The 22,215-nt window shown below is 41.6% G+C and carries 19 protein-coding genes and 1 tRNA gene; 16 read left to right on the top strand and 4 right to left on the bottom strand.

Annotated features, from left to right (window positions below):
- Window positions 1-49: 49 nt before the first annotated feature.
- Window positions 50-1,081 carry a sensor histidine kinase gene (locus tag G9X62_RS01225; protein WP_223131008.1) on the top strand — a complete coding sequence of 344 codons (1,032 nt, stop codon included), beginning with the start codon at window positions 50-52 and terminating at the stop codon, window positions 1,079-1,081.
- A gap of 327 nt (window positions 1,082-1,408) precedes the next feature.
- On the opposite strand, the gene prfA is transcribed toward G9X62_RS01225, so the two are convergent.
- Window positions 1,409-2,479, bottom strand: a complete 1,071-nt coding sequence (gene prfA / locus G9X62_RS01220; RefSeq protein WP_223131007.1) for a peptide chain release factor 1 — start codon at window positions 2,477-2,479, stop codon at window positions 1,409-1,411.
- A 94-nt stretch (window positions 2,480-2,573) separates the two neighbouring features.
- Between prfA and G9X62_RS01215 the strand changes: the two genes are divergently transcribed.
- Window positions 2,574-3,032 (top strand): hypothetical protein, encoded by a 459-nt coding sequence (locus tag G9X62_RS01215; protein WP_223131006.1) that lies wholly within the window; start codon window positions 2,574-2,576, stop codon window positions 3,030-3,032.
- Here G9X62_RS01215 and G9X62_RS01210 read toward each other — a convergent pair.
- Both G9X62_RS01210 and G9X62_RS01205 read right to left on the bottom strand, forming a co-directional pair.
- On the bottom strand, window positions 3,025-3,765 hold the full coding sequence (locus G9X62_RS01210; RefSeq protein WP_223131005.1) for a DUF2520 domain-containing protein: 741 nt from the start codon (window positions 3,763-3,765) through the stop codon (window positions 3,025-3,027). The genes G9X62_RS01215 and G9X62_RS01210 overlap by 8 nt on opposite strands.
- Window positions 3,762-4,277: an HNH endonuclease gene (locus G9X62_RS01205; protein ID WP_223131004.1), complete on the bottom strand. Its 516-nt coding sequence runs from the start codon at window positions 4,275-4,277 to the stop codon at window positions 3,762-3,764. The genes G9X62_RS01210 and G9X62_RS01205 overlap by 4 nt, the downstream gene beginning before the upstream one ends.
- Before the next feature lie 120 nt (window positions 4,278-4,397).
- On the opposite strand from G9X62_RS01205, the gene G9X62_RS01200 reads away from it, so the two are divergent.
- Window positions 4,398-5,609 (top strand): M20 metallopeptidase family protein, encoded by a 1,212-nt coding sequence (locus tag G9X62_RS01200; protein ID WP_261345527.1) that lies wholly within the window; start codon window positions 4,398-4,400, stop codon window positions 5,607-5,609.
- A gap of 197 nt (window positions 5,610-5,806) precedes the next feature.
- Here the strand turns inward: G9X62_RS01200 and G9X62_RS01195 are convergent, their stop codons facing one another.
- A complete protein-coding gene (locus G9X62_RS01195) occupies window positions 5,807-6,601 on the bottom strand; it encodes a Rossmann-fold NAD(P)-binding domain-containing protein (RefSeq protein WP_223131003.1) in 795 nt (264 codons plus the stop codon).
- A gap of 50 nt (window positions 6,602-6,651) precedes the next feature.
- On the opposite strand from G9X62_RS01195, the gene G9X62_RS01190 reads away from it, so the two are divergent.
- The 13 genes from G9X62_RS01190 to G9X62_RS01130 all read left to right on the top strand — a co-directional run bounded on the left by G9X62_RS01190 (window position 6,652) and on the right by G9X62_RS01130 (window position 22,206).
- Window positions 6,652-7,878 (top strand): metallophosphoesterase, encoded by a 1,227-nt coding sequence (locus tag G9X62_RS01190; protein ID WP_223131002.1) that lies wholly within the window; start codon window positions 6,652-6,654, stop codon window positions 7,876-7,878.
- A 286-nt stretch (window positions 7,879-8,164) separates the two neighbouring features.
- Window positions 8,165-8,235 (top strand) — tRNA-Cys (locus tag G9X62_RS01185).
- A gap of 218 nt (window positions 8,236-8,453) precedes the next feature.
- The gene (locus tag G9X62_RS01180) at window positions 8,454-9,662 is read left to right on the top strand and encodes a cytochrome c3 family protein (protein WP_261345526.1); all 1,209 of its coding nucleotides are present in this window, start codon (window positions 8,454-8,456) and stop codon (window positions 9,660-9,662) included.
- 45 nt (window positions 9,663-9,707) lie between these two features.
- Window positions 9,708-12,755, top strand: coding sequence for a TAT-variant-translocated molybdopterin oxidoreductase (locus G9X62_RS01175; protein WP_223131000.1), 3,048 nt, complete (start codon window positions 9,708-9,710; stop codon window positions 12,753-12,755).
- A gap of 30 nt (window positions 12,756-12,785) precedes the next feature.
- Window positions 12,786-14,186 (top strand): NrfD/PsrC family molybdoenzyme membrane anchor subunit, encoded by a 1,401-nt coding sequence (gene nrfD / locus G9X62_RS01170; protein ID WP_223130999.1) that lies wholly within the window; start codon window positions 12,786-12,788, stop codon window positions 14,184-14,186.
- A 31-nt stretch (window positions 14,187-14,217) separates the two neighbouring features.
- Entirely contained in the window at window positions 14,218-14,736 is a 519-nt protein-coding gene (locus G9X62_RS01165) for a DUF3341 domain-containing protein (RefSeq protein WP_223130998.1), read from the top strand.
- Window positions 14,737-14,761: 25 nt separating this feature from the next.
- A complete protein-coding gene (locus G9X62_RS01160) occupies window positions 14,762-15,370 on the top strand; it encodes a c-type cytochrome (RefSeq protein WP_223130997.1) in 609 nt (202 codons plus the stop codon).
- 34 nt (window positions 15,371-15,404) lie between these two features.
- Window positions 15,405-16,766: a quinol:cytochrome C oxidoreductase gene (locus G9X62_RS01155; protein WP_223130996.1), complete on the top strand. Its 1,362-nt coding sequence runs from the start codon at window positions 15,405-15,407 to the stop codon at window positions 16,764-16,766.
- Window positions 16,767-16,794: 28 nt separating this feature from the next.
- Complete coding sequence (locus G9X62_RS01150; protein ID WP_223130995.1) at window positions 16,795-17,889, top strand: cytochrome c oxidase subunit II; 1,095 nt, start codon at window positions 16,795-16,797, stop codon at window positions 17,887-17,889.
- 31 nt (window positions 17,890-17,920) lie between these two features.
- Window positions 17,921-19,813, top strand: a complete 1,893-nt coding sequence (locus tag G9X62_RS01145) for a cytochrome c oxidase subunit I (protein WP_223130994.1) — start codon at window positions 17,921-17,923, stop codon at window positions 19,811-19,813.
- A gap of 68 nt (window positions 19,814-19,881) precedes the next feature.
- Complete coding sequence (locus G9X62_RS01140; protein WP_223130993.1) at window positions 19,882-20,775, top strand: COX15/CtaA family protein; 894 nt, start codon at window positions 19,882-19,884, stop codon at window positions 20,773-20,775.
- A complete protein-coding gene (cyoE, locus tag G9X62_RS01135; RefSeq protein ID WP_223130992.1) occupies window positions 20,776-21,624 on the top strand; it encodes a heme o synthase in 849 nt (282 codons plus the stop codon). It abuts the gene before it with no gap.
- A 3-nt stretch (window positions 21,625-21,627) separates the two neighbouring features.
- The gene (locus G9X62_RS01130; protein WP_223130991.1) at window positions 21,628-22,206 is read left to right on the top strand and encodes a cytochrome c oxidase subunit 3; all 579 of its coding nucleotides are present in this window, start codon (window positions 21,628-21,630) and stop codon (window positions 22,204-22,206) included.
- Window positions 22,207-22,215: the final 9 nt, after the last annotated feature.

Genomic DNA, 22,215 nt, shown 5'->3' with positions numbered 1-22,215 from the left:
ATCAAAGCACAAAGGTACAACAATTTAAAAATTATCCGTAATTTCAAGCATGCTAAGTCCTCGCTACCTTTCTGTCTTATTAGCCTTTGTCATCGCTGGGGTGGCAACCGCGTTCATTTCGTTTCTTCCACACTCTGATTCTGCCACCTTGTTTGTTAGTTTTATCAGTGTTTTGATTTTTGGATCCATCCTGATCTTTTTTGCCTTGGACAACCTCGTTTTCAAAGAAGTCAACGATTTATATGACCAAATCAAACAGATCAAAAAGAAGAACTTCCCCTTAATTTCTCGCAAGCAATTAGTCCAAAAAGAGAACCCCATCGAACTCTTGAAGAAAGAACTAACCGCCTACGTTTCCACCACGGAAGACGAAGTAAAGGAGTTGAAAAAAGCCGCGGTTTACCGCCAAGAATTCCTCGCAGACGTATCCCACGAACTTAAAACGCCCATTTTCGCAGCGCAAGGCTTTGTCCACACCCTATTAGACAATCCAGATGAAAGCCCGGAAATTCGTCAAAAATTCCTCGAAAAAGCCGCCAAAAGTTTGGACGGCCTGGATGTTTTAGTGCAAGATCTATTAACCGTTTCTAAGATTGAAACCGGTGCCATTAAAATTGAAAAGAAACGCATTAACCTTAGACCCCTAATCGAAGACATCTTTGATCAATTAGAAAGTAAGGCCAAGAAACGAGGTGTTAGTTTACAACTAATTTGCGCAGACACCGCAATCGATGTAAAAGCGGATGCACAACGTATACAACAAGTGCTCGTTAATCTTATCGATAATGGAGTCAAATACGGGAATCAAGACGGTAAAGTAACTGTCAGTATTGAAGATCGCAAAAAAGCCTACCAAATCACCGTAAAAGACAATGGGCCAGGCATCCCTGAAAAACACTTACCCCGCATTTTCGAACGCTTTTATAGAATCGATAAAAGCCGCACCAAACTCAGCGGCGGAACCGGCCTTGGCCTGTCCATCGTAAAGCATATCGTTCAAGCCCATGGCAGTAAAATAACGGTGCTTTCGAAGGTGGATAAGGGGACGAGTTTTAGCTTTAAGTTAGAACGAGCTATATAAAAGGCAAAGGCCTTTTATATAGCTCGTTCTAACAAAGCACAAAGAACAAAGCAAAAAGAACAAAGGAGGAATACAAAAAGGGACGCAGCGCGTCCCTTTTTGTATGAATTCAGAAATAAAGTTTAAATGGTGAATGATGAATGGTAAATGGTAAATAAATTTTCATTCAACATTTACCACTCACCGATTACCATTTTTTCCAGAGGTTTAGTAAAACAAATTCGGAAAAATATGGCGTAGGCCATTTTTAGCTACCATTTTTTTCCAGAGGTTTAAAAGGACTTTTTGCGAAAATTATGACGTAGGCCAATTTTGCAAAAAGTCCTTTTAAACCGCCCCTTCAGTCAACCTCTCCGCATTCTCCGCAATCCTCAACTGCTCAATAAAGTCAGCGATTTCTCCATCCATTACGACAGGAAGATTATAAACGGTTAAGCCGATACGGTGATCTGTTACACGGCCCTGAGGGTAATTATAAGTTCTAATTTTATCTGAACGGTCTCCAGAGCCTACCATCGACTTGCGATTTCCGGCGATTTCTGCGTTGCGTTTCGCTAATTCAATTTCATATAAACGAGAACGTAAAACCGTCATCGCTTTGTCAAAATTCTTGATCTGAGAACGTTCATCCTGACACTGAACCACTAAACCAGATGGAATGTGGGTCACACGAACCGCAGAATACGTCGTATTTACGGACTGACCACCTGCCCCAGATGAACAGAAAGTATCCTTGCGGATATCGTTCATGTTGATTTGGACGTCCACCTCATCTGCCTCTGGCAAAACGGCAACGGATGCTGCCGAAGTATGGATACGTCCGGCAGATTCTGTTGCTGGAACGCGTTGAACGCGGTGAACGCCAGATTCAAACTTTAATTTGGCATATACATCTTCGCCCTGAACGGACGCGATAATCTCTTTATAGCCACCTGCGGTACCGTCTGTGAAGTCCATGATTTGGAAAGTCCAACCCATTTTCTCTGCATAACGTTGGTACATACGGAAGATGTCTCCGGCAAAAATAGACGCCTCGTCGCCACCTGCTCCGGCACGAACCTCAAGGATACAGTCCTTCGAATCGTTCGGGTCGCGGGGGATTAGCATCTCCTTTAAAACCTCCTGCATTTCTTTTTCTGCTGGAACTAATTCTTCTAATTCCGCTTTGGCCATATCGCGAAAATCCTCGTCTTTTTCCGTAGCGATCACTTGTTTCGCCTCATCGATGGAGCCTAACAAGTTTTGGTAGGCCATATATTGGTCTACGATCTTTTGCAAATCCTTGTATTCTTTACTCAAGGTCTTGAATTTCTTCAAGTCCGATACCACCTCTGGCATCGCAATTTGTTGTTCTACTTCTAAAAATCTTTCTCGGATGGCCTCTAGCTGCTCCAGCATAACATTTTGGTTTTAAAAAACGTTGCAAAGATAGTAATTAAATCCATTGCCCTTTGCCCTCGTTTAGAATACCTTTGCATAAATTCTCCAAACGATGAAACACGCCCTACTCCTTTTCGCTTTAATCGCCTTTCAAGCTTGTGATTTTTCTAAACGCATCGATACCGCTGCGGCAGTCAAGGAGATGAAAGCGAGACAGGTGAAGCGAGTTTTACCACAAGATATCGTCAATCAAGTAGATACGTGGGGGCAAGAAATACAGTCAAAGGGTGCAATGAAATTAGATAGTGCGACCAAAGCACTTCAGATTTCGGTTCGTGTGGGTGCTCCAGCCTCCCTGAAAGCGTCATTTAAAGATGCAAAGATGGTCGAGATTATGGATGCCTTGGATTATTCATTAGGCCAAAAGCAAGACATCCCTCCGTCGATCCAAAAAAATACGGCTGGCGATAGTCTATACTATTTCTATCCTTCAGAAACGGGTGAAATAACCGTACTTGGATTCGCGAAAAACATCGTAATTCAAAATATGGACCGCCCCCTAATTAAATAAGGTTGCGTTCCAGAATTTGGTTGATTTGAAAATTCACTTCGCGTAAATGGGGGTCCGAAATTTCCTTCGAAAGTGGATTTCCCGTAAAGAATGCTTGGACATGTTGTTGTACCAGACCGTGTAAAAGGCTTGGTTCTAATTCAATCGATTGCAACAATTCTTGAGCGTGAGACCACAGATTTTGAGTTAAAACACCGGCTAATAGCATTGCCTTGTGAATCTTCTTTCGTTCTTCCCCATTGACTAAATACATCGCATCTGTGATATCTTTTGCCAATGCTACTAAGGTGTTTTGCGTCTCTTCTACTAATACTTCCAAGCAGATCGGCATTTGATCTAATTTGATTCGGCGACCTGCCTCTAGATGCTGAACAGGGAAAAAAACGCCCATCTGATTCGTGCTTTCCCGTGCTGGATCATACAATAAATTAGCCTCCGCTAAAGAAAATGTGCCACTAACGAGAATCAGTGTCGCGTATTTGGGCAATAATAATTCTTTTAAAACCTCTGGGTAAGCTGATTCTGGAACACAAAGGAAAAAGACGGTGGCTGCGGATTCCGAAAAATCTAAATCTTCGTGCACTTTCGCATTGTACAAATAGGAAACGAGGTCTTTTGCCTTCGAGGGCTCTCGACTGAAGACTTCCTGAACAGAATTTCCGGCATTTTCTAAGGCCTTTGCGATGTGCCAGGTAACGTTTCCTGCACCGATAAACGATATTTTAAAACTCATGTGGTGGTCTCCAGTTTAGCACCCACAAACGGGGCCCATTGTTGATCCAAAATTCCAGAAAAATTTCGCAAAAACATAACAAAAGATGGTCTAAATGGCTGGCGTGCTAAAACCATCTCCGCTTCTTCTGGCGTCATATACCCCTTCTTCGAATTACAATACTTACACGCAGTGACTAAATTATCCCAGGAAGTGCGCCCCTGACGTGATTTGGGCAACACATGGTCCATCGTTAAGAAATCTTTCGAACCACAATATTGACAAGTATGATTATCTCGCTTCAAGATGTTTTGGCGATTTAACATCACCCCTTTGAACGGAAAATAGACATAACGCTGCAAACGAATGACCGAAGGATAGGGAAACGTTTTAGAAACAGAGTGCAATTTTGCAGTGGTGGATTCAGCTACTAATTCTGCCTTGTTTAGATAGACCAAAAGAAAGGCCTTAGGCATCGAACAAATCGTAAGCGCACTGTAATCCTGATTTAAGACTAACACTTTCTGAGCCATAGACAAACCGATTTAATTTGCTCATCAATTTAAAAAATAATCGCTTGAATAGGAAGCACTTAGCATTGCTTTTTTGTTAAGAATTCCCGGATTAAGGTCCTATTTTGTAGATTTGCATAAATGAACCCAATGCCCATGTCCTCTTTATTGGAAAAAATCAAGCAGCTTTCCGCTGAAATCACCCCTGAAACCCTGGTTAATCGCCACCATATTCACGCGAATCCAGAACTTTCCTATCAGGAATTTCAAACGCAGGCTTACGTTTTAGAACAACTAGAGCGGATGGGTATTCAGGCCAAAAAAATTGCCAACACCGGCCTCATCGCCGAAATCAAAGGAAAGAATCCAGACAAAAAAGTCGTAGCACTCCGTGCCGACATGGATGCATTACCCATCCAAGAGACGAACGACGTTCCCTATAAATCCAAAAATCCAGGCGTTATGCACGCCTGCGGACACGATGTGCACACCGCCTCCCTTTTAGGAACTGCTCAAATCCTCCAAAAAGTCCGTGACGAGTTTGAAGGAACCATCAAATTGCTATTCCAGCCTGCCGAGGAAAAAGCCCCCGGAGGAGCAAGCATCATGATAAAAGAAGGCGCCTTGCAAAACCCAACACCGGCGAGCATTTTTGGCCAACACGTCGCAACTAATGTCCCCGTAGGCAAAATCGGTTTCCGCGAGGGAATGTACATGGCCAGCACGGATGAATTATACATTAAAGTGATCGGTAAAGGTGGCCACGGCGCTATGCCAGACGCTTGCATAGATCCCATCGTCATTGCCTCCCATATTATCGTGGCAATGCAACAAATCATTTCGAGAAACAAAAATCCAAAACTTCCATCGGTATTGACTTTTGGGAAAATCGAGGGTCTAGGAGCGACAAACGTCATTCCAGACGAAGTCAACATCGCAGGCACTTTCCGTGCAATGGATGAAACTTGGCGCGCAGAAGGATTAGAAAAGATGAAAAAACTCGCCGAAGGCATCGCAGATGCGATGGGCGGACGTGCTGAATTCGAGGTTTTAAAAGGTTATCCTTTCTTGCAAAATAACCCTGAACTAACCCGCCGTTCTAAGGCTGCAGCAATCGAATACATGGGCGCAGAAAATGTCGTTGATCTTGATCTATGGATGGCAGGCGAAGACTTCGCTTTCTACACCCACCACGTGGATGCGTGTTTCTACCGTTTAGGGGTACGCAATGACGAACGCGGAATTACGAGCGGGGTGCATACGCCGACGTTTGATATTGATGAAAAAGCCTTGGGTATTGGGCCGGGGTTAATGGCGTGGTTAGCAGTGAAAGAATTGGAAGCTTCTCTTTAAGCTTTTTGTGGATACCTAATGGAAAAGGTCGCTGCGCAAATATTTTCTGATTAGGTATCCACAAAAAACTTAAACGAATTCCACTTCTTTTCTCTTCTCTATACTCTCTTATCTCAAAAGCGATTCAGCGAAAATGAATTATTCCTAAAAATCATTCACCATTTACCGCTTACCATTCACCATTAAATTTACTTTCACTATAAAGGAAATTGAAGGGGATCCGGCCATCTGAATTCATAATTCAGCTCTTCGCAGATTTTATCGCCTGAAACGATTTTTCCTCCCAAACACGTTTGAGAATAATCCCAGTAGCCCACTGGCATTCCGCGACGTTCGATGTCGTTTTCGCCTACTTCACCTTTAGTAGGGTGAATAGGAGCCACAATATTATAGATACCTGATTCGATTTTCTCAGCGGCTAATGCAATTAATGCAACCACGTCATCTTTGTGCACATAGTTGATCGGGCAATTCGCACCGTCATTACGTTTGCCAGAAAAATACTTGGCTACGTAGCGATCGCCACCCATAAGGCCTGCTAAACGTAATATAAGGGATGGGACTTTAGCGGAGGAAACGATGGCTTCGGCTTTGGCCATTAAAGAATCCTCATTAATGCCTGAATTTTCATCTACTGTATCAGACACATTCGCATATACCGAAGTTGATGAAAGGAAAATGAGCTTTTTAGCTGAACCTGCAGGTATGTTATCCACCCAATCTTGTAAAATAGCTAAATAAGTTTCTTCTGCATTTTTCTTCCGGCGTGGAGGAATGGCCCAAATTTGGACTTCGGAATCATTAATTACTGACCAATTCTCTGCAGGCATATCGGGCTCTGCTCTGAAATCCAACACCTTGATTTTCGGATGAGCGGCTTGTTGGTGAACACTGGAAGCTGAAACGCGTACATCGAAGTCCGCTAAAGCCAGTTTAAATGCCAATGGTGCGCCTACCCAACCGCCCCCGTAAATACTTATCGTCTTTTTCATGTAATTTTGCACCTTTGGAACAATTGAATCGCAAAGATAGTTTAAGTGCTATGAATAAAATGTTTTTTGTGCCTTTTATCAGTATTGTGTTAATCGCGTTGGACTATTATGTTTGGATGGCGGTCAAAACCGCTTTTCGAAACGCTCGACAAAGCATACAAAACACCGCAAAATATACCTTTTGGGGATTTACGATCTTCATTTTGCTAGGTATTATTTCATATAATGCGCTTCCCTTACATGCCTGGAAAAATGAAATCAGAATCACCTTTATGGCGATTGTGATGATTTCCGTTATCACTAAACTGTTTATTATTATCTTCTTATTGATAGAAGATATCACCCGTTTCTTCCGTTGGGGGACCAAAAAAGTATTAAAGAAAGACCCTAGCGCGATAAGTCGTCATGAGTTCTTGTCCCAAGCGGCTTTGGCGGTGGGAGCAGTTCCGGCGGCGACCTTTGCCTTTGGCATTATTTCAGGAGCTCACGATTATACGGTGGAACACATTCCGTTAAAAATCAAAGGCTTACCTTCTGCTTTCAAGGGTCTAAAAATCGCTCAAATTTCCGATATCCATACCGGTTCATTCTTCAATAAGACCGCCGTTAAAGGGGGTGTGGAGATGTTAATGCGCGAAAAAGCGGATGTCGTTTTCTTTACGGGAGACTTGGTTAATAACGAGTCCAAAGAGGTGCAGAACTACTTCGATGTATTTAATAAGGTCAAAGCTCCTTTGGGGGTTTTCAGTACTCTAGGGAACCACGATTATGGCGATTATGTGCGTTGGAGCAGCCCTGCAGCTAAAAAACAAAACCTGAAAGACTTGATGAAAGCTCACGAATTAATGGGCTGGGACTTATTGATGGATGAACATCGTTTCCTAGAAGAATCTGGCGAAAAATTAGCCATTATTGGAGTCCAAAACATCGGCTTAGGCCGTTTCCCTTGGTACGGCAACTTAGAGAAAGCGCACAGAGGGACAGAAGAGGCTTCGGCGAAACTGCTTTTATCCCACGATCCTAACCACTGGAATGCGGAGGTCACGAAAAAATACCACGACATTGATGTGGCTTTTGCGGGCCATACACATGGTACACAGTTTGGCGTTAAAATCGCCGATATGCGCTGGTCTCCAGCTCAATATGTCTACAAACAATGGGCTGGCTTGTACCAAGAGGGCGAACAACAAATCTACGTGAATCGCGGTTATGGCTATTTAGGATATCCGGGAAGAGTGGGGATGCCGCCGGAGATATCAGTATTTACACTCTCTTAACTCTTTTCAGATTAGAGATAATAGAGTAGAGAGTAGAGGTGGTAAATGGTAAGTGGTAAGTGGTGAATGGTAAATGTTCCACTTCGGACTGACGACTTGATAGAGTAGTGTTTGTAGAGTAAAGAGCAAAGAGCCTGTTTGAAATTTTGTGTTAGATTTTAGGTTTATCGGAACTAGAATTTATTGCACAGCACAAATTGAGTTCCGATAAACTTAAAATGACATAAATTTCAATCAGAACTTTGCTCCTTTATTAAAAAAAGCTAAATTTGCATCCCAATTAATTGGTTTCGTGGCCGAGTGGCTAGGCAGAGGTCTGCAAAACCTTCTACAGCGGTTCGAATCCGCTCGAAACCTCCCTAAAACCTTCCAATCTGGAAGGTTTTTTTATGCCCTCCTTCATTATACAAAATTTTCTAAAAATAGTTCAATTTGTTTGCAATGGGCTTATTTTGAAAAATTCTAAATAATAATTCCGATTAAAAAAATACAAAAATTGAATGCTGATTTAATTGTTTCCTAAAAAATCGAATTGTAGTTTTGCGGACTGAATTAAAATGAGAAAATCTATATTTATGTGTTGCAAAAAATTAACTCTCGTTAAGTTTCTATTTTCCTTCTTATTCTTAATTGCTACAACGACAGCAATGTATGCACAAGATGCAGCAGAAGGTGAAACACTATTTAAAAACAATTGTGCGGCATGTCACGCATCCACTGATGAAGTATTGGTAGGACCTGGTTTAAAGGGTGTTAGCGAGCGTCGTCCGATCGAATGGATCGTTAAATGGGTACACAATCCACAAGCAGTTATCGCATCAGGCGATAAGTATGCAAATGACTTGTACAACAAGTTTAATAAGGCAGCTATGACTCCTTATCCAAACTTCTCAGAAGCGCAAATCAAAGGAATTATTGCTTACATCGATGCTTCTAATGCAGCTCCAGCGGCTCCAGCAGCAGGCGCAGCTCCAGCAGCAGGTGCAGCAGCTCCGACGGCTCAATCTTCAGGAGGAATGATGGAAGTGCTTTTAGTAGGATTATTAATCATCATGGTGATTGTATTAATCGCATTGCTTTCTATCGTTAACTCATTAAGCAAATTGTCGAAAGCAGCAGAAGCTGACCCAAGCAAGTCATTCTTTGAGAGAGTTTCGGAAAACGCTAAGTCTTTAGCCGCTAACTCAGCCGTTAAAACGGGAGTAATTGTGTTAGTATTGTTATTAGGAGGTAAAGCAACCATCGATGCCGCGTACGGTGTAGGTATTCACCAAGGATATGCTCCAGAGCAACCAATCAAATTTTCTCACAAATTGCACGCAGGTCAATACCAAATCAACTGTAACTATTGCCACACAGGTGTTTACGAGGGTAAAGGAGCTAACGTTCCATCGGCAAACATTTGTATGAACTGCCATAACGCAATCAAGCGTGAATCTCCAGAGATTCAAAAAATCTATAAAGCATTAGAAAAAGACGAACCTATTCAATGGGTGCGTGTACACAACTTACCTGATTTAGCCTACTTCAACCACTCACAACATACAAACGTAGGTGGGTTAGAGTGTAAAAACTGCCACGGAGAAATCGAAAAGATGGAAGTGGTAGAGCAACGTTCTTCTTTAACAATGGGCTGGTGTATCGATTGCCACCGTCAAACAGACGTGAATGCAAAAGGTAACGCTTACTACGACAAATTAGTAGAGGTTCACAACAAGGACAGCAAAACTCCTTTGAAAGTGCAAAACATCGGTGGCTTAGAGTGCTCTAAGTGTCACTATTAATAGAAATTAAATAGATTCAATTTTAGTCTGAATAAGAAAGATTATATGGAAAATTCGAACAAGAGGTATTGGAAAGGGATTGAGGAGTTAACCAATGAGCCATCGTTTGTCAAAAATATCCACAATGAGTTTGGCAATATGCCATCTGAAACGGATGCTAAAGGAGATTCTTTAGTTGATGGAGCAGGAACTCATCGTCGTGATTTTCTAAAGATGTTAGGTTTTGGGGTTGCGGCTGTTTCTTTAGCAGCTTGCGAGTCTCCAGTAAAGAACACGATTCCTTACTTGAACAAACCGGAAGATGTAGAGCCTACGATTGCTAACTGGTACGCGTCTACTTACACAGACGGAGGCGACTATGCTTCGATCTTAGTAAAGACGCGTGAAGGTCGTCCGATCAAAATCGAAGGAAACAAATCATCGTCTATCTCGAAAGGTGTACTTTCAGGTCGTGCGCATGCTTCTGTTTTGAGTCTATATGATAACGAAAAATTAAAAGGTCCTCAATCTGCTGGTAAAGCGACTGATTGGTCTACTTTAGATAAGGATTTCACTGCGAAATTAGCAGAGGTGGCTGCCAAAGGTGGTCAAATCCGCATCGTTTCTAATACTATCCTTTCTCCTACTACGAAGAAAGTGATTGCAGACTTCGCAGCGAAATACCCAACAACACAACACATTACCTATGACGCAAACCCAGCTTATGGTTTAACACAAGCACATGGTGGCGTTTTACCTAACATTGATTTCAGTAAAGCAAAAACAATCGTTTCAGTAGGTGCTGATTTCTTAGGTTCTTGGATTGCTCCTACTGAATTTGCTGCACAATGGGCGATCACTCGCCGTGTGAGCTCAGAAAAAGGTGGCAAAAAAGACATGTCTCGTCACTACCAATTTGAGACCATCCTTTCTAACACAGGTGCTAATGCAGATTACCGTGCCGCTTACAAACCATCTCAAGAGGGTTTAGTAGCGGTTGCTTTGTATAATGCGGTGGCTAAATTAACTGGAGCAGCGACTATCGCAGGTGCATCAGTTAAAGTAGATCACTTAGAGAAAGCAGCGAAAGATTTAGTAGCTTCTAAAGGAGCTTCTATCATCGTAGCTGGTTCGAATGACCCCGAAGTGCAAAAAATTATTGCTGCTACAAATGCTCTAGTAGGCGCTTATGGCACAACAATCAATTCTGGCTTAGCTGTTAACTACCGTCAAGGTAACGATATGGCGATGGCTAACTTCATTAAAGAAGCAGGCGCTGGTTCTATCGCAGCTGTTATCTTCTACAATGCAAACCCAGTGTACAACCACCCAATGGGTGCCGCTCTTGCAGCTGCTCTTCCTAAGGTAGGTCTAAGCTTAGCCACAAACGATCGCGCTGATGAGACTGCTTCATTATGTCAATTCATCGCACCAGATTCTCACTTCTTAGAATCTTGGAATGATGCAGAGCCTAAAGCTGGTTTCTACTCATTAACACAACCTACGATCTCTACGATCTTCAAAACACGTCAAGCGCAATCAAGTTTCTTAACTTGGGCAGGCTTACCGTCTGATTTTGCTGCCTACTTAGAGAGCAACTGGGAGAAAAACATCTTAAAAGGAGGCAAAGTAGCTTGGAACAATGCATTACACGATGGTGTATTCGAACCAACAACCGCTACTGTTTCTTCTGCTAGCCCATCTGTTGATGTGAATGCATCAGCTGCTGCGATTAGCAAAGCTTATTCTGCTTCTTCTACTGGTTTAGAGATTGCAGTTTACGAAAAAGTAGGTTTAGGTACAGGTTCTCAAGCAAACAACCCTTGGTTGCAAGAATTCCCTGAGCCAGTTTCTAAAGCATGTTGGGACAATTATGCAGCTATTTCGCAACCAACTGCAACTAAATTAAAACTAAAGCAAGGTGATGTAGTGGAAGTAAGCGCGAAAGGATACAAAGTATCTCTTCCGGTTTTAGTTCAACCAGGCCAAGCTCAAGATACGATCGCTATTGCCATCGGTTACGGTCGCTCAAAGGCAGGTAAGTCTGCTGACGGTGTGGGTGTAAACGCTTATCCATTCATTTCTGAAATCAATGGAGCCTGTGTAGGAACATGCACACAAGGTGTTTCTATCACAGCAACTGGCGAAACAAAAGATATCGCTCAAACGCAAACACACCAAACGGTGATGGCACGTCAAGCAGTCGTTCAAGAAACGGTGTTAGCTGACTTTGCGAAAGATGCAAAAGCAGGAAGCTTCACTCCTCGTGTGAAAACGTCTGAAGGAGAAAAAGATGCGACTGATTTAACACTTTGGAACGGTCACGAATACAATAACCACGCGTGGGGTATGGTGATCGACTTAAATACCTGTACAGGATGTTCTGCTTGTGTGGTTTCATGTAACGCAGAAAACAACGTTCCTGTCGTAGGTCGTCAAGAGGTTATTAACCGTCGTGAGATGCACTGGATGCGTATCGACCGTTACTACTCTTCTGATGCGGAGGTAGAAGATTTGAAAGGTTTAGAAATTGCATCTGATAATCCAGAGGTAGTTTTCCAACCGATGTTATGTCAACACTGTAACAACGCTCCTTGCGAGACTGTTTGTCCAGTATTAGCAACAACTCACTCGACAGAGGGTCTAAACCAAATGACGTATAACCGTTGTATTGGTACACGTTATTGCGCAAATAACTGTCCATACAAAGTGCGTCGTTTCAACTGGTTCCGTTACTTCCAAACAGATGACTTTGATTTCAACTTCAATAACGACTTAGGACGTATGGTGATTAACCCAGATGTAACCGTTCGTTCACGTGGAGTTATGGAGAAATGCTCGATGTGCGTTCAACGTATTCAAGCTGGTAAATTAGAAGCGAAGAAAGAGAAGCGCCGTCCAGTAGATGGAGAAATTCAAGTAGCTTGTGCTCAATCTTGCCCTACAAACGCGATTACTTTTGGAGATATGAACGATCCTGCATCTGAGATCTCTAAATTGTTATTAGTAGAGAAAGAAGGACGTGCTTACCACGTAATCGAAGAGATTAACGTGAAGCCTAATATTTCTTACTTGAAGAAAGTTCGTAACAAGGATGCTAAGAAAGAAGCATAATTTTTTAATCGTAAAACAGTAAATAAAAATATGTCGCACGTTGTATCACCCATAAGAGAGAAACTAGTTACTGGTGGAAAATCTTATTCCGATGTTACCCACGATATTTGCAAGCAAGTAGAGGGAGAACCTACAAAAGAATGGAAAATTGCATTCGGGATCTCTTGTCTTGTATTCATTTATGGTGCTTATTGCCTTTTCTACACTTGGTGGCAAGGTATTGGCGTTTGGGGATTAAATAAAACCGTAGGTTGGGCTTGGGATATCACTAACTTCGTTTGGTGGGTTGGTATCGGTCACGCGGGTACGTTGATTTCTGCCGTATTATTATTATTCCGTCAAAAATGGAGAACATCCATCAACCGCTCAGCGGAAGCGATGACGATCTTTGCCGTACTTTGTGCTGCATCGTTCATCTTAGCGCACATGGGCCGTCCTTGGTTAGCTCACTGGGCTTTACCACTTCCTAACGCTTTCGGTTCTTTATGGGTTAACTTTAACTCTCCGTTAGTTTGGGACGTTTTTGCGATCTCTACGTATTTATCAGTTTCTTTATTGTTCTGGTATATGGGTCTTGTGCCGGATTTGGCAACGATTCGTGACCGTGCAACAACTGCAGGTCGTAAGTTTTGGTATGGTTTCTTCAGCTTAGGCTGGACAGGTTCTTCTAAGACTTGGGCACGTTATGAATACATGTCTTTAATCTTAGCAGGTATCTCTACTCCTCTTGTACTTTCTGTACACACGATTGTATCGATGGACTTTGCAACGTCTGTTATCCCAGGATGGCACACAACAATCTTCCCTCCGTATTTCGTGGCGGGTGCGATTTTCTCTGGTTTTGCCATGGTGCAAACCTTATTGTTAATCACACGTGTGGTTTTCAAATTAGAGGACTACATCACAATCGAGCATATCGAAATGATGAACATCGTTATCACAGTAACGGGTTCAGTCGTAGGTATCGCTTATTTAACTGAATTCTTCATCGCTTGGTACTCAGGTGTGGAATATGAAAGTTATGCCTTCATTAACCGTGCAACGGGTCCTTACTGGTGGGCTTATTGGATGATGATGACATGTAACGTAATCTCTCCACAGTTGTTCTGGTCTAAAGCGATCCGTACAAACTTGATGGTTTCGTTCTTCTTATCCATCGTAGTAAACGTAGGTATGTGGTTCGAGCGTTTCGTTATTATCGTAACATCTTTACACCGTGACTACTTACCATCATCTTGGGCGATGTTCTCTCCTACGATGTATGATATCGGTGATTACATCTTCTCATTTGGTTTATTCTTTACGTTATTCTTCTTATTCGCTAAATTCTTACCTGTGGTAAATATGGCGGAAGTGAAATCCGTAATGAAAGGCGTTTCGTCTAACTTCCCAGCGAAGAAAGCAAAGGCTGCAAAGAAAACAGAAGAATAATTTTTATTTACCCATTCGAAATTAAAACAATATGAGTTCGACAACTAACTACATTTTGGGAGTTTATGACGATGAGGACGAGGTTTTACACGCTGTAGGCGAAGTAAAGGCTAAAGGAATCAAAATCGAAGACGTATTTACTCCATTCCCTATTCACGGATTAGACGTAGCCGTAGGTCATGAGCGTACTCGCTTACCCATCGCTGCTTTTATGTTCGGTGCATTAGGTATGATTAGTGCCTTATCATTGATTAGCTACACGATGGTATTCGATTGGCCTATGATCATTGGTGGTAAAGACTTCTTTGCACTTCCTAACTGGATTCCAGTCACATTCGAGGGAACAGTATTGTTCACGGCTTTTGGCCTTGTAACAACATTCTGTATCTCAAATGACTTGTGGCCTGGCAATCCTACACTTCCATTAGATATCCGTACAACAGATGACAAATTTGTGATGGCTATTAACGTGGATAAAAACAAAGTAAGTGCAGCTGATATCAAGAAAGCCTTGAAAGAGTCCGGTGCGATCGAAGTTAATGTTAAATAATTAAACGAATAATTCTCAAGAAGATATGTTCAATTCAATTCATAAATTCACTTTATTAGTCGGCCTTACGGCAGGACTTTTATCTTGTGGAGATGACCATAATGATACAGGTACAGAGTTTGCGCCTAATATGTACAATTCAGTAGGTTACGAACCAATGACCCAACTGCAAGGTGATACGAATAAAATCAACCCTTACGGGATGAATATGCGTTTACCAGTAGCAGGTACGGTTTCTCGAAAAAAATATACGGGTGCAGATAGCTTGAAAAAAGCGTTCTTAGCGCAAGAATTATTGGCAAAAACAGTCCCTAACGACAGTTTATCCTACTCTGCCGCCTTGTTAAAAAACCCATTAGCTGCAACTCCAGAGAATATCGAAGCAGGTAAATTACAATACGAGCGTTTCTGCCAACACTGCCATGGTGAAGGAGGAAAAGGAGACGGTTTAGTTGCTAAACAATACAAAGGTGTACCAGTGTATTCAAGTGATGCCTTAAAAGATGTGAACGATGGACATATCTACCACGTAATTACCCACGGTAAAGGACGTATGTGGCCTCACGCTTCACAGATCTCCTCAGAGAACCGTTGGAAAATCGTACTTTATGTACACGAATTACAAAAACAATAAGATCAAATTCATTTAAATTAAAATAGAGAACAAGATGGCGGGACATTCACATTTTTCCCCAGCAAACGTAGAAGAGCATTTTGACTTCACATCAGAAGGCAAAAAGCGAATCATATATGCTTTTATTGCAGGCGTTGTTGCTTTAGTTATTGGTATTTATCTTTTATCTAAAGGAGAAGCAGGTGGTCACGAAGTAGCGGCAGCAGGACATGAGGCAGCAAAAGCGGGACACGAAGCGGCGGCAGAACACCTTTCAGGCGGAGCTGTTTCTCACCAACCAGACGCGGAAGAGCACTACAATTGGATGAATCGCGTTTGGGCGAACGTTTGGTTGAATGCTGTATTCTTTACAGGTATTGCTGTAGTGGGCATGTTCTTCGTTTCATTACAATACTTAACTAAATCAGGTTGGTCAGCGGTAATGAAGCGTGTGCCAGAAGCTTTCCCTAAGTTCTTATATATCTCCCTACCTATCTTAATTTTAACTTTCTTCTTCAAAGGAGATGTGATATTCCACTGGATGCACCATGGAGTAACAGAAGTAGGAAGTGCGAACTATGATAAAATCATTGCAGGTAAGTCTGGATACTTGAATAAAAATTTCTTCTTAATTCGTTTAGTAGGATTTGGTGCGTTGTGGATCCTACTTTGGAATATGTTACGTAAAAAATCGTTAGAAGAGGATTTGAATGGTGGAACAGAATACTTTACTCAATTAGTCAAAATTGGTACTGCGTTCATCGTGATTTTCGGTGCATCTAGCTCGATTTTCGCTTGGGACTGGGTGATGTCAATTGACACACACTGGTTCTCTACGATGTTCGGATGGTATATGTTTGCTTCCTGGCACGTAACTACTTATGCCGTAATCGTTTTAACGGTATTGTATTTGAAAGACAAAGGTTTGATGGCTTATGTAAATGAGAATCACTTACACGATTTAGGTAAGTTTATGTTTGCGTTCTCTATCTTCTGGACCTATGTATGGTTTGAGCAATTCTTGTTAATCTACTATGCTAACTTACCAGAAGAGACCATTTATTTCTTAGAGCGTTGGGAAGGTTATGATAAACTTTACAAAAGCTCAGAAATTTTAATGGTAATCCTAAACTTCTTGTTGCCTTTCTTAGTTCTAATGACACGTGATGCGAAGAGAACACGTATCTTCTTGAAGATCGCAGCTTTCTTAATTATCGCTGGTCACTATATTGACTTCTATCAAATGATTATGCCAGGTGTTGTAGGTAAACACGGTGGTTATGGTTTAGTAGAATTTGGAATGGTTACTGTTTTTGCTTCAGCGTTTATCTATGTAATCTCTGGAGAATTAACAAAAGCAAGTTTAGTGGCGAAAAACCACCCATTCTTGCCAGAAGCATTACACCACGATATTTAATTTTTGAACTTGTCTTAAAATAAAGAATATGTTTTACCTAATAGGTCTTTTATCAGTTATCTTCTTTGCTCTTGCGATTTCCGTTATCAGCAAAAGTATTAAGTTGAATAAAGCGTTAGTTGCTGACGAAAATACAGACTCAGCTTTAGATTCAAACAACAATGCCAATGCGTACGGAATGATCATTTTCTGGGCATTAGGTACTATTGCGGGTGTTTGGTCATTCTTAGTAGCACAACCGGATTTCTTGCCAGTAGCTGCATCAGAGCATGGATTAAGAACAGATAGCATGTTCTGGGTATCGATGGCAGTAGTAACATTTGCCTTCTTTGCAACTAACACCTTATTGTTATTCTTTGCATTTAAATACCGTTACAATAAAAACAGAAAGGCGACTTTCTATCCTGTGAACCACAAATTAGAATTAATTTGGACAGTGATTCCAGCAATCGTTATGGCTATCTTGGTATTCACAGGTTGGAGAACTTGGAGAGATATTACTTCTCAAGCTCCAAGTGACGCTGTAGTCATTGAAATCACTGGTCACCAGTTTGGTTGGTACGTGCGTTATGGCGGTAATGATGATAACCAATTAGGAAATTACAATTATAAGTTGATCGATGAAACGAACAATATCGGTATCGATTTTACAGATAAGCACTCTTTTGATGACTTTACTGCAACGGAACTTCACCTTCCTAAAGGAAAGCCGGTACTATTAAAGATTCACGCTCAGGACGTTTTACACTCGGTATACTTGCCTTTCCACCGTGTGAAGATGGATGCGGTACCGGGTATGCCTACTAAGTTCTGGTTCACACCTAATATGTCAACTGACGAAATGCGTGCGAAACTTGGTAAGAAAGATTTCAACTTTAAGTTAAACTGTACTGAGATTTGTGGCCGTGGTCACTTCGGTATGGCTATCACTGTTTTTGTAGACGAACCAGAGGATTATGCCAAATGGTGTGCGGAGCAAAAACCATTCTTAGCAACCAACCCTACGTATTTAGCTAAGGTTCCTGAGAATTTAAAAGCAAAAGCTAGCAAGTATATTCCTGCTGAACCAGTCGCTGTAGATAGCGCTGCTGCTCCGGCGGAAGAAGCTGTAAGTGTAAACTAATTTAACAAAGAACAGAAGAAAATAAATTCATATGTCAACTGCAACATCACACGCTGAAGAAGTTCACACACATGCACACGATCACGAGCATGAGCACCACGAACTAAATTTTTGGACAAAGTATATCTTCTCAACAGATCACAAAACGATCGCTAAGCAATACTTAATCTCAGGTATTATCTGGGCGTTCATTGGAGGATCTCTTTCTATCATCTTCCGTTTGCAATTAGGTTTCCCTGAAATGCAATTAGATTGGTTACGTCCTATCTTAGGTGAATGGATCGATGAGGGTGGTAAACTAGATAAAGAATTTTATTTAGCCCTCGTTACGATGCACGGTACCATCATGGTATTCTTTGTATTGACAGCAGGTCTTTCGGGAACGTTCTCTAACTTCTTGATTCCATTACAAATTGGAGCGAGAGATATGGCCTCAGGATTCATTAATATGTTATCCTATTGGTTCTTCTTCTTATCATCGATGATCATGTTCGCGTCTCTATTCTTAGAAACGGGTCCTGCATCAGGTGGTTGGGTAATTTACCCTCCATTATCTGCCTTGCCACAAGCAATGCCGGGTTCTGGTTTAGGTATGACTATGTGGTTAACAGCGATGACCTTCTTTATTGTTTCTTCTTTAATGGGAGGTATCAACTACATTTGTACGGTCATTAACTTGCGTACACGTGGTATGACTTTCACGAAGATGCCATTAACTATTTGGTCATTCTTCTTCACTGCAGTATTAGGTTTGTTATCATTCCCTGTATTATTATCTGCGGCTTTATTATTGATCTTTGACCGTTCATTCGGAACATCATTCTACTTATCTGAGATCTATATCCAAGGTCAAGCGCTACCTAACATGGGTGGTTCTCCTATCTTGTACCAACACTTATTCTGGTTCCTAGGTCACCCAGAGGTTTATATCGTATTGCTTCCTGCATTAGGTATGACATCTGAGATCATCGCAACTAACTCTCGTAAGCCTATCTTCGGATACCGTGCGATGATTGGTTCTATGATGGGTATCACCGTGCTTGCATTCATTGTATGGGCTCACCATATGTTCGTAACCGGTATGAATCCATTCTTAGGTTCTGTATTTATGTTCTTGACCTTGATCATTGCAGTGCCATCTGCGGTGAAAGCGTTTAACTACATTACTACGCTTTGGAAAGGTAACTTGATCTTTACTCCTGCGATGTTATTCTCTATCGGTCTTGTATCATTATTCATTTCGGGTGGTGTAACAGGTATCATTTTAGGTAACTCTGCATTAGATATCAACTTACACGATACTTATTTCGTAGTTGCTCACTTCCACCTTGTAATGGGTGCAGCCTCATTCTTTGGTTTAATGGCTGGTGTTTACCACTGGTTCCCTAAGATGTTCGGTCGTATGATGAACAAGACTTTAGGTTATATCCACTTCTGGTTCACTTTTGTGGGTGTATACATGGTATTCTTCCCAATGCACTACATCGGTATCGCAGGTTTCCCTCGTCGTTACTACTCATTTACAGCAGTAGGAAATGATGGAGCAGCTGCCTTTACGAATATGAACGCATTTATCTCGATTGCAGCGATTATTACCTTCTCTGCACAAGCGATCTTTGCTTGGAACTTCTTCTATTCCATCTTCAAAGGAAAGAGAGCTCCACAAAATCCTTGGAACTCAACTACGCTAGAGTGGACAACTCCTATCGAGCCAGGACACGGAAACTGGGAGGGAGAAATTCCAGCCGTATACCGTTGGCCATATGATTATTCTAAGCCAGGTTCTGACGTAGATTTCATTCCACAAAACGTACCATTCTCTGCTACAAAGAGCTCTAACCTTCCAGAGGAAGAAGCTGAAATTGCAAGAGAAAAAGATATCGAAGGTTTATTAGGCGCGCAAAACGAAAGTTATAACCGTTAATTAACCCCTAAAATCAAAGATGCATCCGAATGAATCTCATTTAGATGCATCTTTTTTTTACCCCAAAAATGGACTTTAGAAAATTCGCAACCCTTTCACTCCTGAGCATTTATTTGCTTATCCTTGCCGGCGGAATCGTACGCAGCACAGGATCAGGAATGGGATGTCCGGATTGGCCAAAGTGTTTTGGACGATTTATACCTCCTACTAAAGTAGAAGAATTGCCCCTTCATTACGAAGTCATTTACCAAGACAAGCTACACGGCGAGGTGGAATTCAATGCTACGAAAACTTGGATTGAATATATTAATCGCCTATTAGGTGCTTTGACGGGATTTATCGTATTAATCACCACTGCATTAGCTTATAGAGAAGGGAGAAAGGTATTCTTGCCTACTTTGGCAAGCTTAGTTTTAATCCTCGCTAACGCAGTATTAGGCAAATATGTGGTCGACTCTTTTCTATTGCCAGGGGTAGTAACCGCACATATGTTATTGTCCATCGGGGTCATCTATTTTTTAGTGAAAGCCTTAAACAATCAATCTTCCTCCGAGGTTATACCTATGGTGAATCGCCAGTGGATTGGGATCAGTTTGTTAATCGTATTAGTCCAAATCATCTTAGGTACACAAGTACGGGAGAACATGGATCACGTGATCAAAGCGGTAGGAGAAGGGGCTAAAGACCAATGGATCGCGAACCTAGACTTCGGCTACATCATCCACAGAACATTCTCCTGGGTGATTTTGATTTGCCATTTGATCCTTTGGAAAAAATTAGATGAAAGTCCGCTACAGACCTACCGAAAAGGAGTGTTACTATTGATCGGCATTTCACTGGGAACCGGAATATTGATGGCCTACTTCGCTTTACCTTTAGGTAGTCAAGCAGTACATCTTTTAATCTCATTAGTATTAATGGGCTGGCATATCAGCTCTTGGATACAAACAAAAAACGCCTAAATGTCGTCTATAAAACCCTATATTGCCCTATTAAAATCGAGACTATCCATGACGGTAGCCTTCTCTGGGACGTTCGGGTATTTATTAGCACCCATTGACCACAAGCCCCTCGGAATCTTCTTAATTTCATTAGCGGGTTTTGTCTTAACCGGAGCAGCGAACATCGTGAATCAATTGAAGGAGATCGAACTTGACAAATTGATGAAACGGACGGCGAAACGTCCTTTGCCTACCGAGACCCTTACACCAGAACAAGCCCGTAATTTTGGTTATGTGCTGGCTGTTATCGCTTTAGGCCTATTAAGTTTTTTCACCTGGAAAGCAGCCTTAATTGGATTACTTTCCTATGTGCTTTACGGCTATGTGTATACGCCACTAAAGCGTGTTGGACCTATCTCTGTATTTGTGGGAGCCTTTCCTGGAGCCTTCCCTCCTATGATCGGATGGGTGGCTGCTACGGGTCATTTTGGCTGGGAGCCTGGCATTTTATTTGCAATCCAATTTTTCTGGCAATTCCCGCACTTCTGGGCAATCGCTTGGGTGGCGGATGCGGATTACCGCAAGGCAGGATTTAAGATGTTGCCAAACGATGGAAAGAAAGACATTAAAACGGCTTTCACCATCATGATTTATACGCTCTTTTTAGTGCCTTTGGGATTTGTGCCGTATTTGCTGCACATCACTGGAATTCAATCTGCGATCATCACGGTGGTAGCGGGGATTCTATTTTTATGCCAAACCTTTTACCTCATGATGCGCCCCACAGATAAGGCCGCCAAGTGGATGATGTTTGGTTCGTTTTTCTATTTAATCATCATACAAATTGCCTTATTATTTGATAAAGTTTAAATCATGAACGCACAACAAAATGCGATCGAACCGGCTGAAACCCGTTCGGTCAACCCGAAAATTTTTACAATGTGGTTATTTATCGTTTCCATCATCATGCTTTTTGCGGCTTTCACATCAGCCTACCTAGTAAGAAAAGCAGAAGGGAACTGGGTAGAATTTGAGATGCCTAGTTTATTTACTTACAGCACAGGCGTCTTAATCTTGAGTAGTATTTCGATGCATTACTCACTTTTAGCTGCAAAAAAAGACCAATTTAATGCACTTCGAATGAGTATTTCTATTACTTTTGTGCTCGGATTGCTCTTTTTAATAATGCAATTTTACGGTTGGATCCAATTAGTGGAGATGAACGTTTATTTTGTTGGTAATCCGTCTGGTTCTTTTGTATACGTTTTATCTGGCTTACACGGCTTACACCTTGTTTCTGGCCTAATCGTTCTAATTTTCGCCTTAGTGGCTGCCTTTAGATTGAAGATAAATGCAAAGCAATTGACTCAAATTAAGATTTGCGCCACTTATTGGCATTTTTTAGATGCATTGTGGCTTTATTTATTTGTATTTTTATTGATTAACAATTAAGCTTATACC

This window comes from Aquirufa lenticrescens, from assembly GCF_019916085.1.
GTDB classification, from domain to species: Bacteria; Bacteroidota; Bacteroidia; order Cytophagales; family Spirosomataceae; genus Aquirufa; species Aquirufa lenticrescens.
Note: the sequence above shows the minus strand (reverse complement) of the source record. Positions and strands in the feature narration are given on the sequence as shown.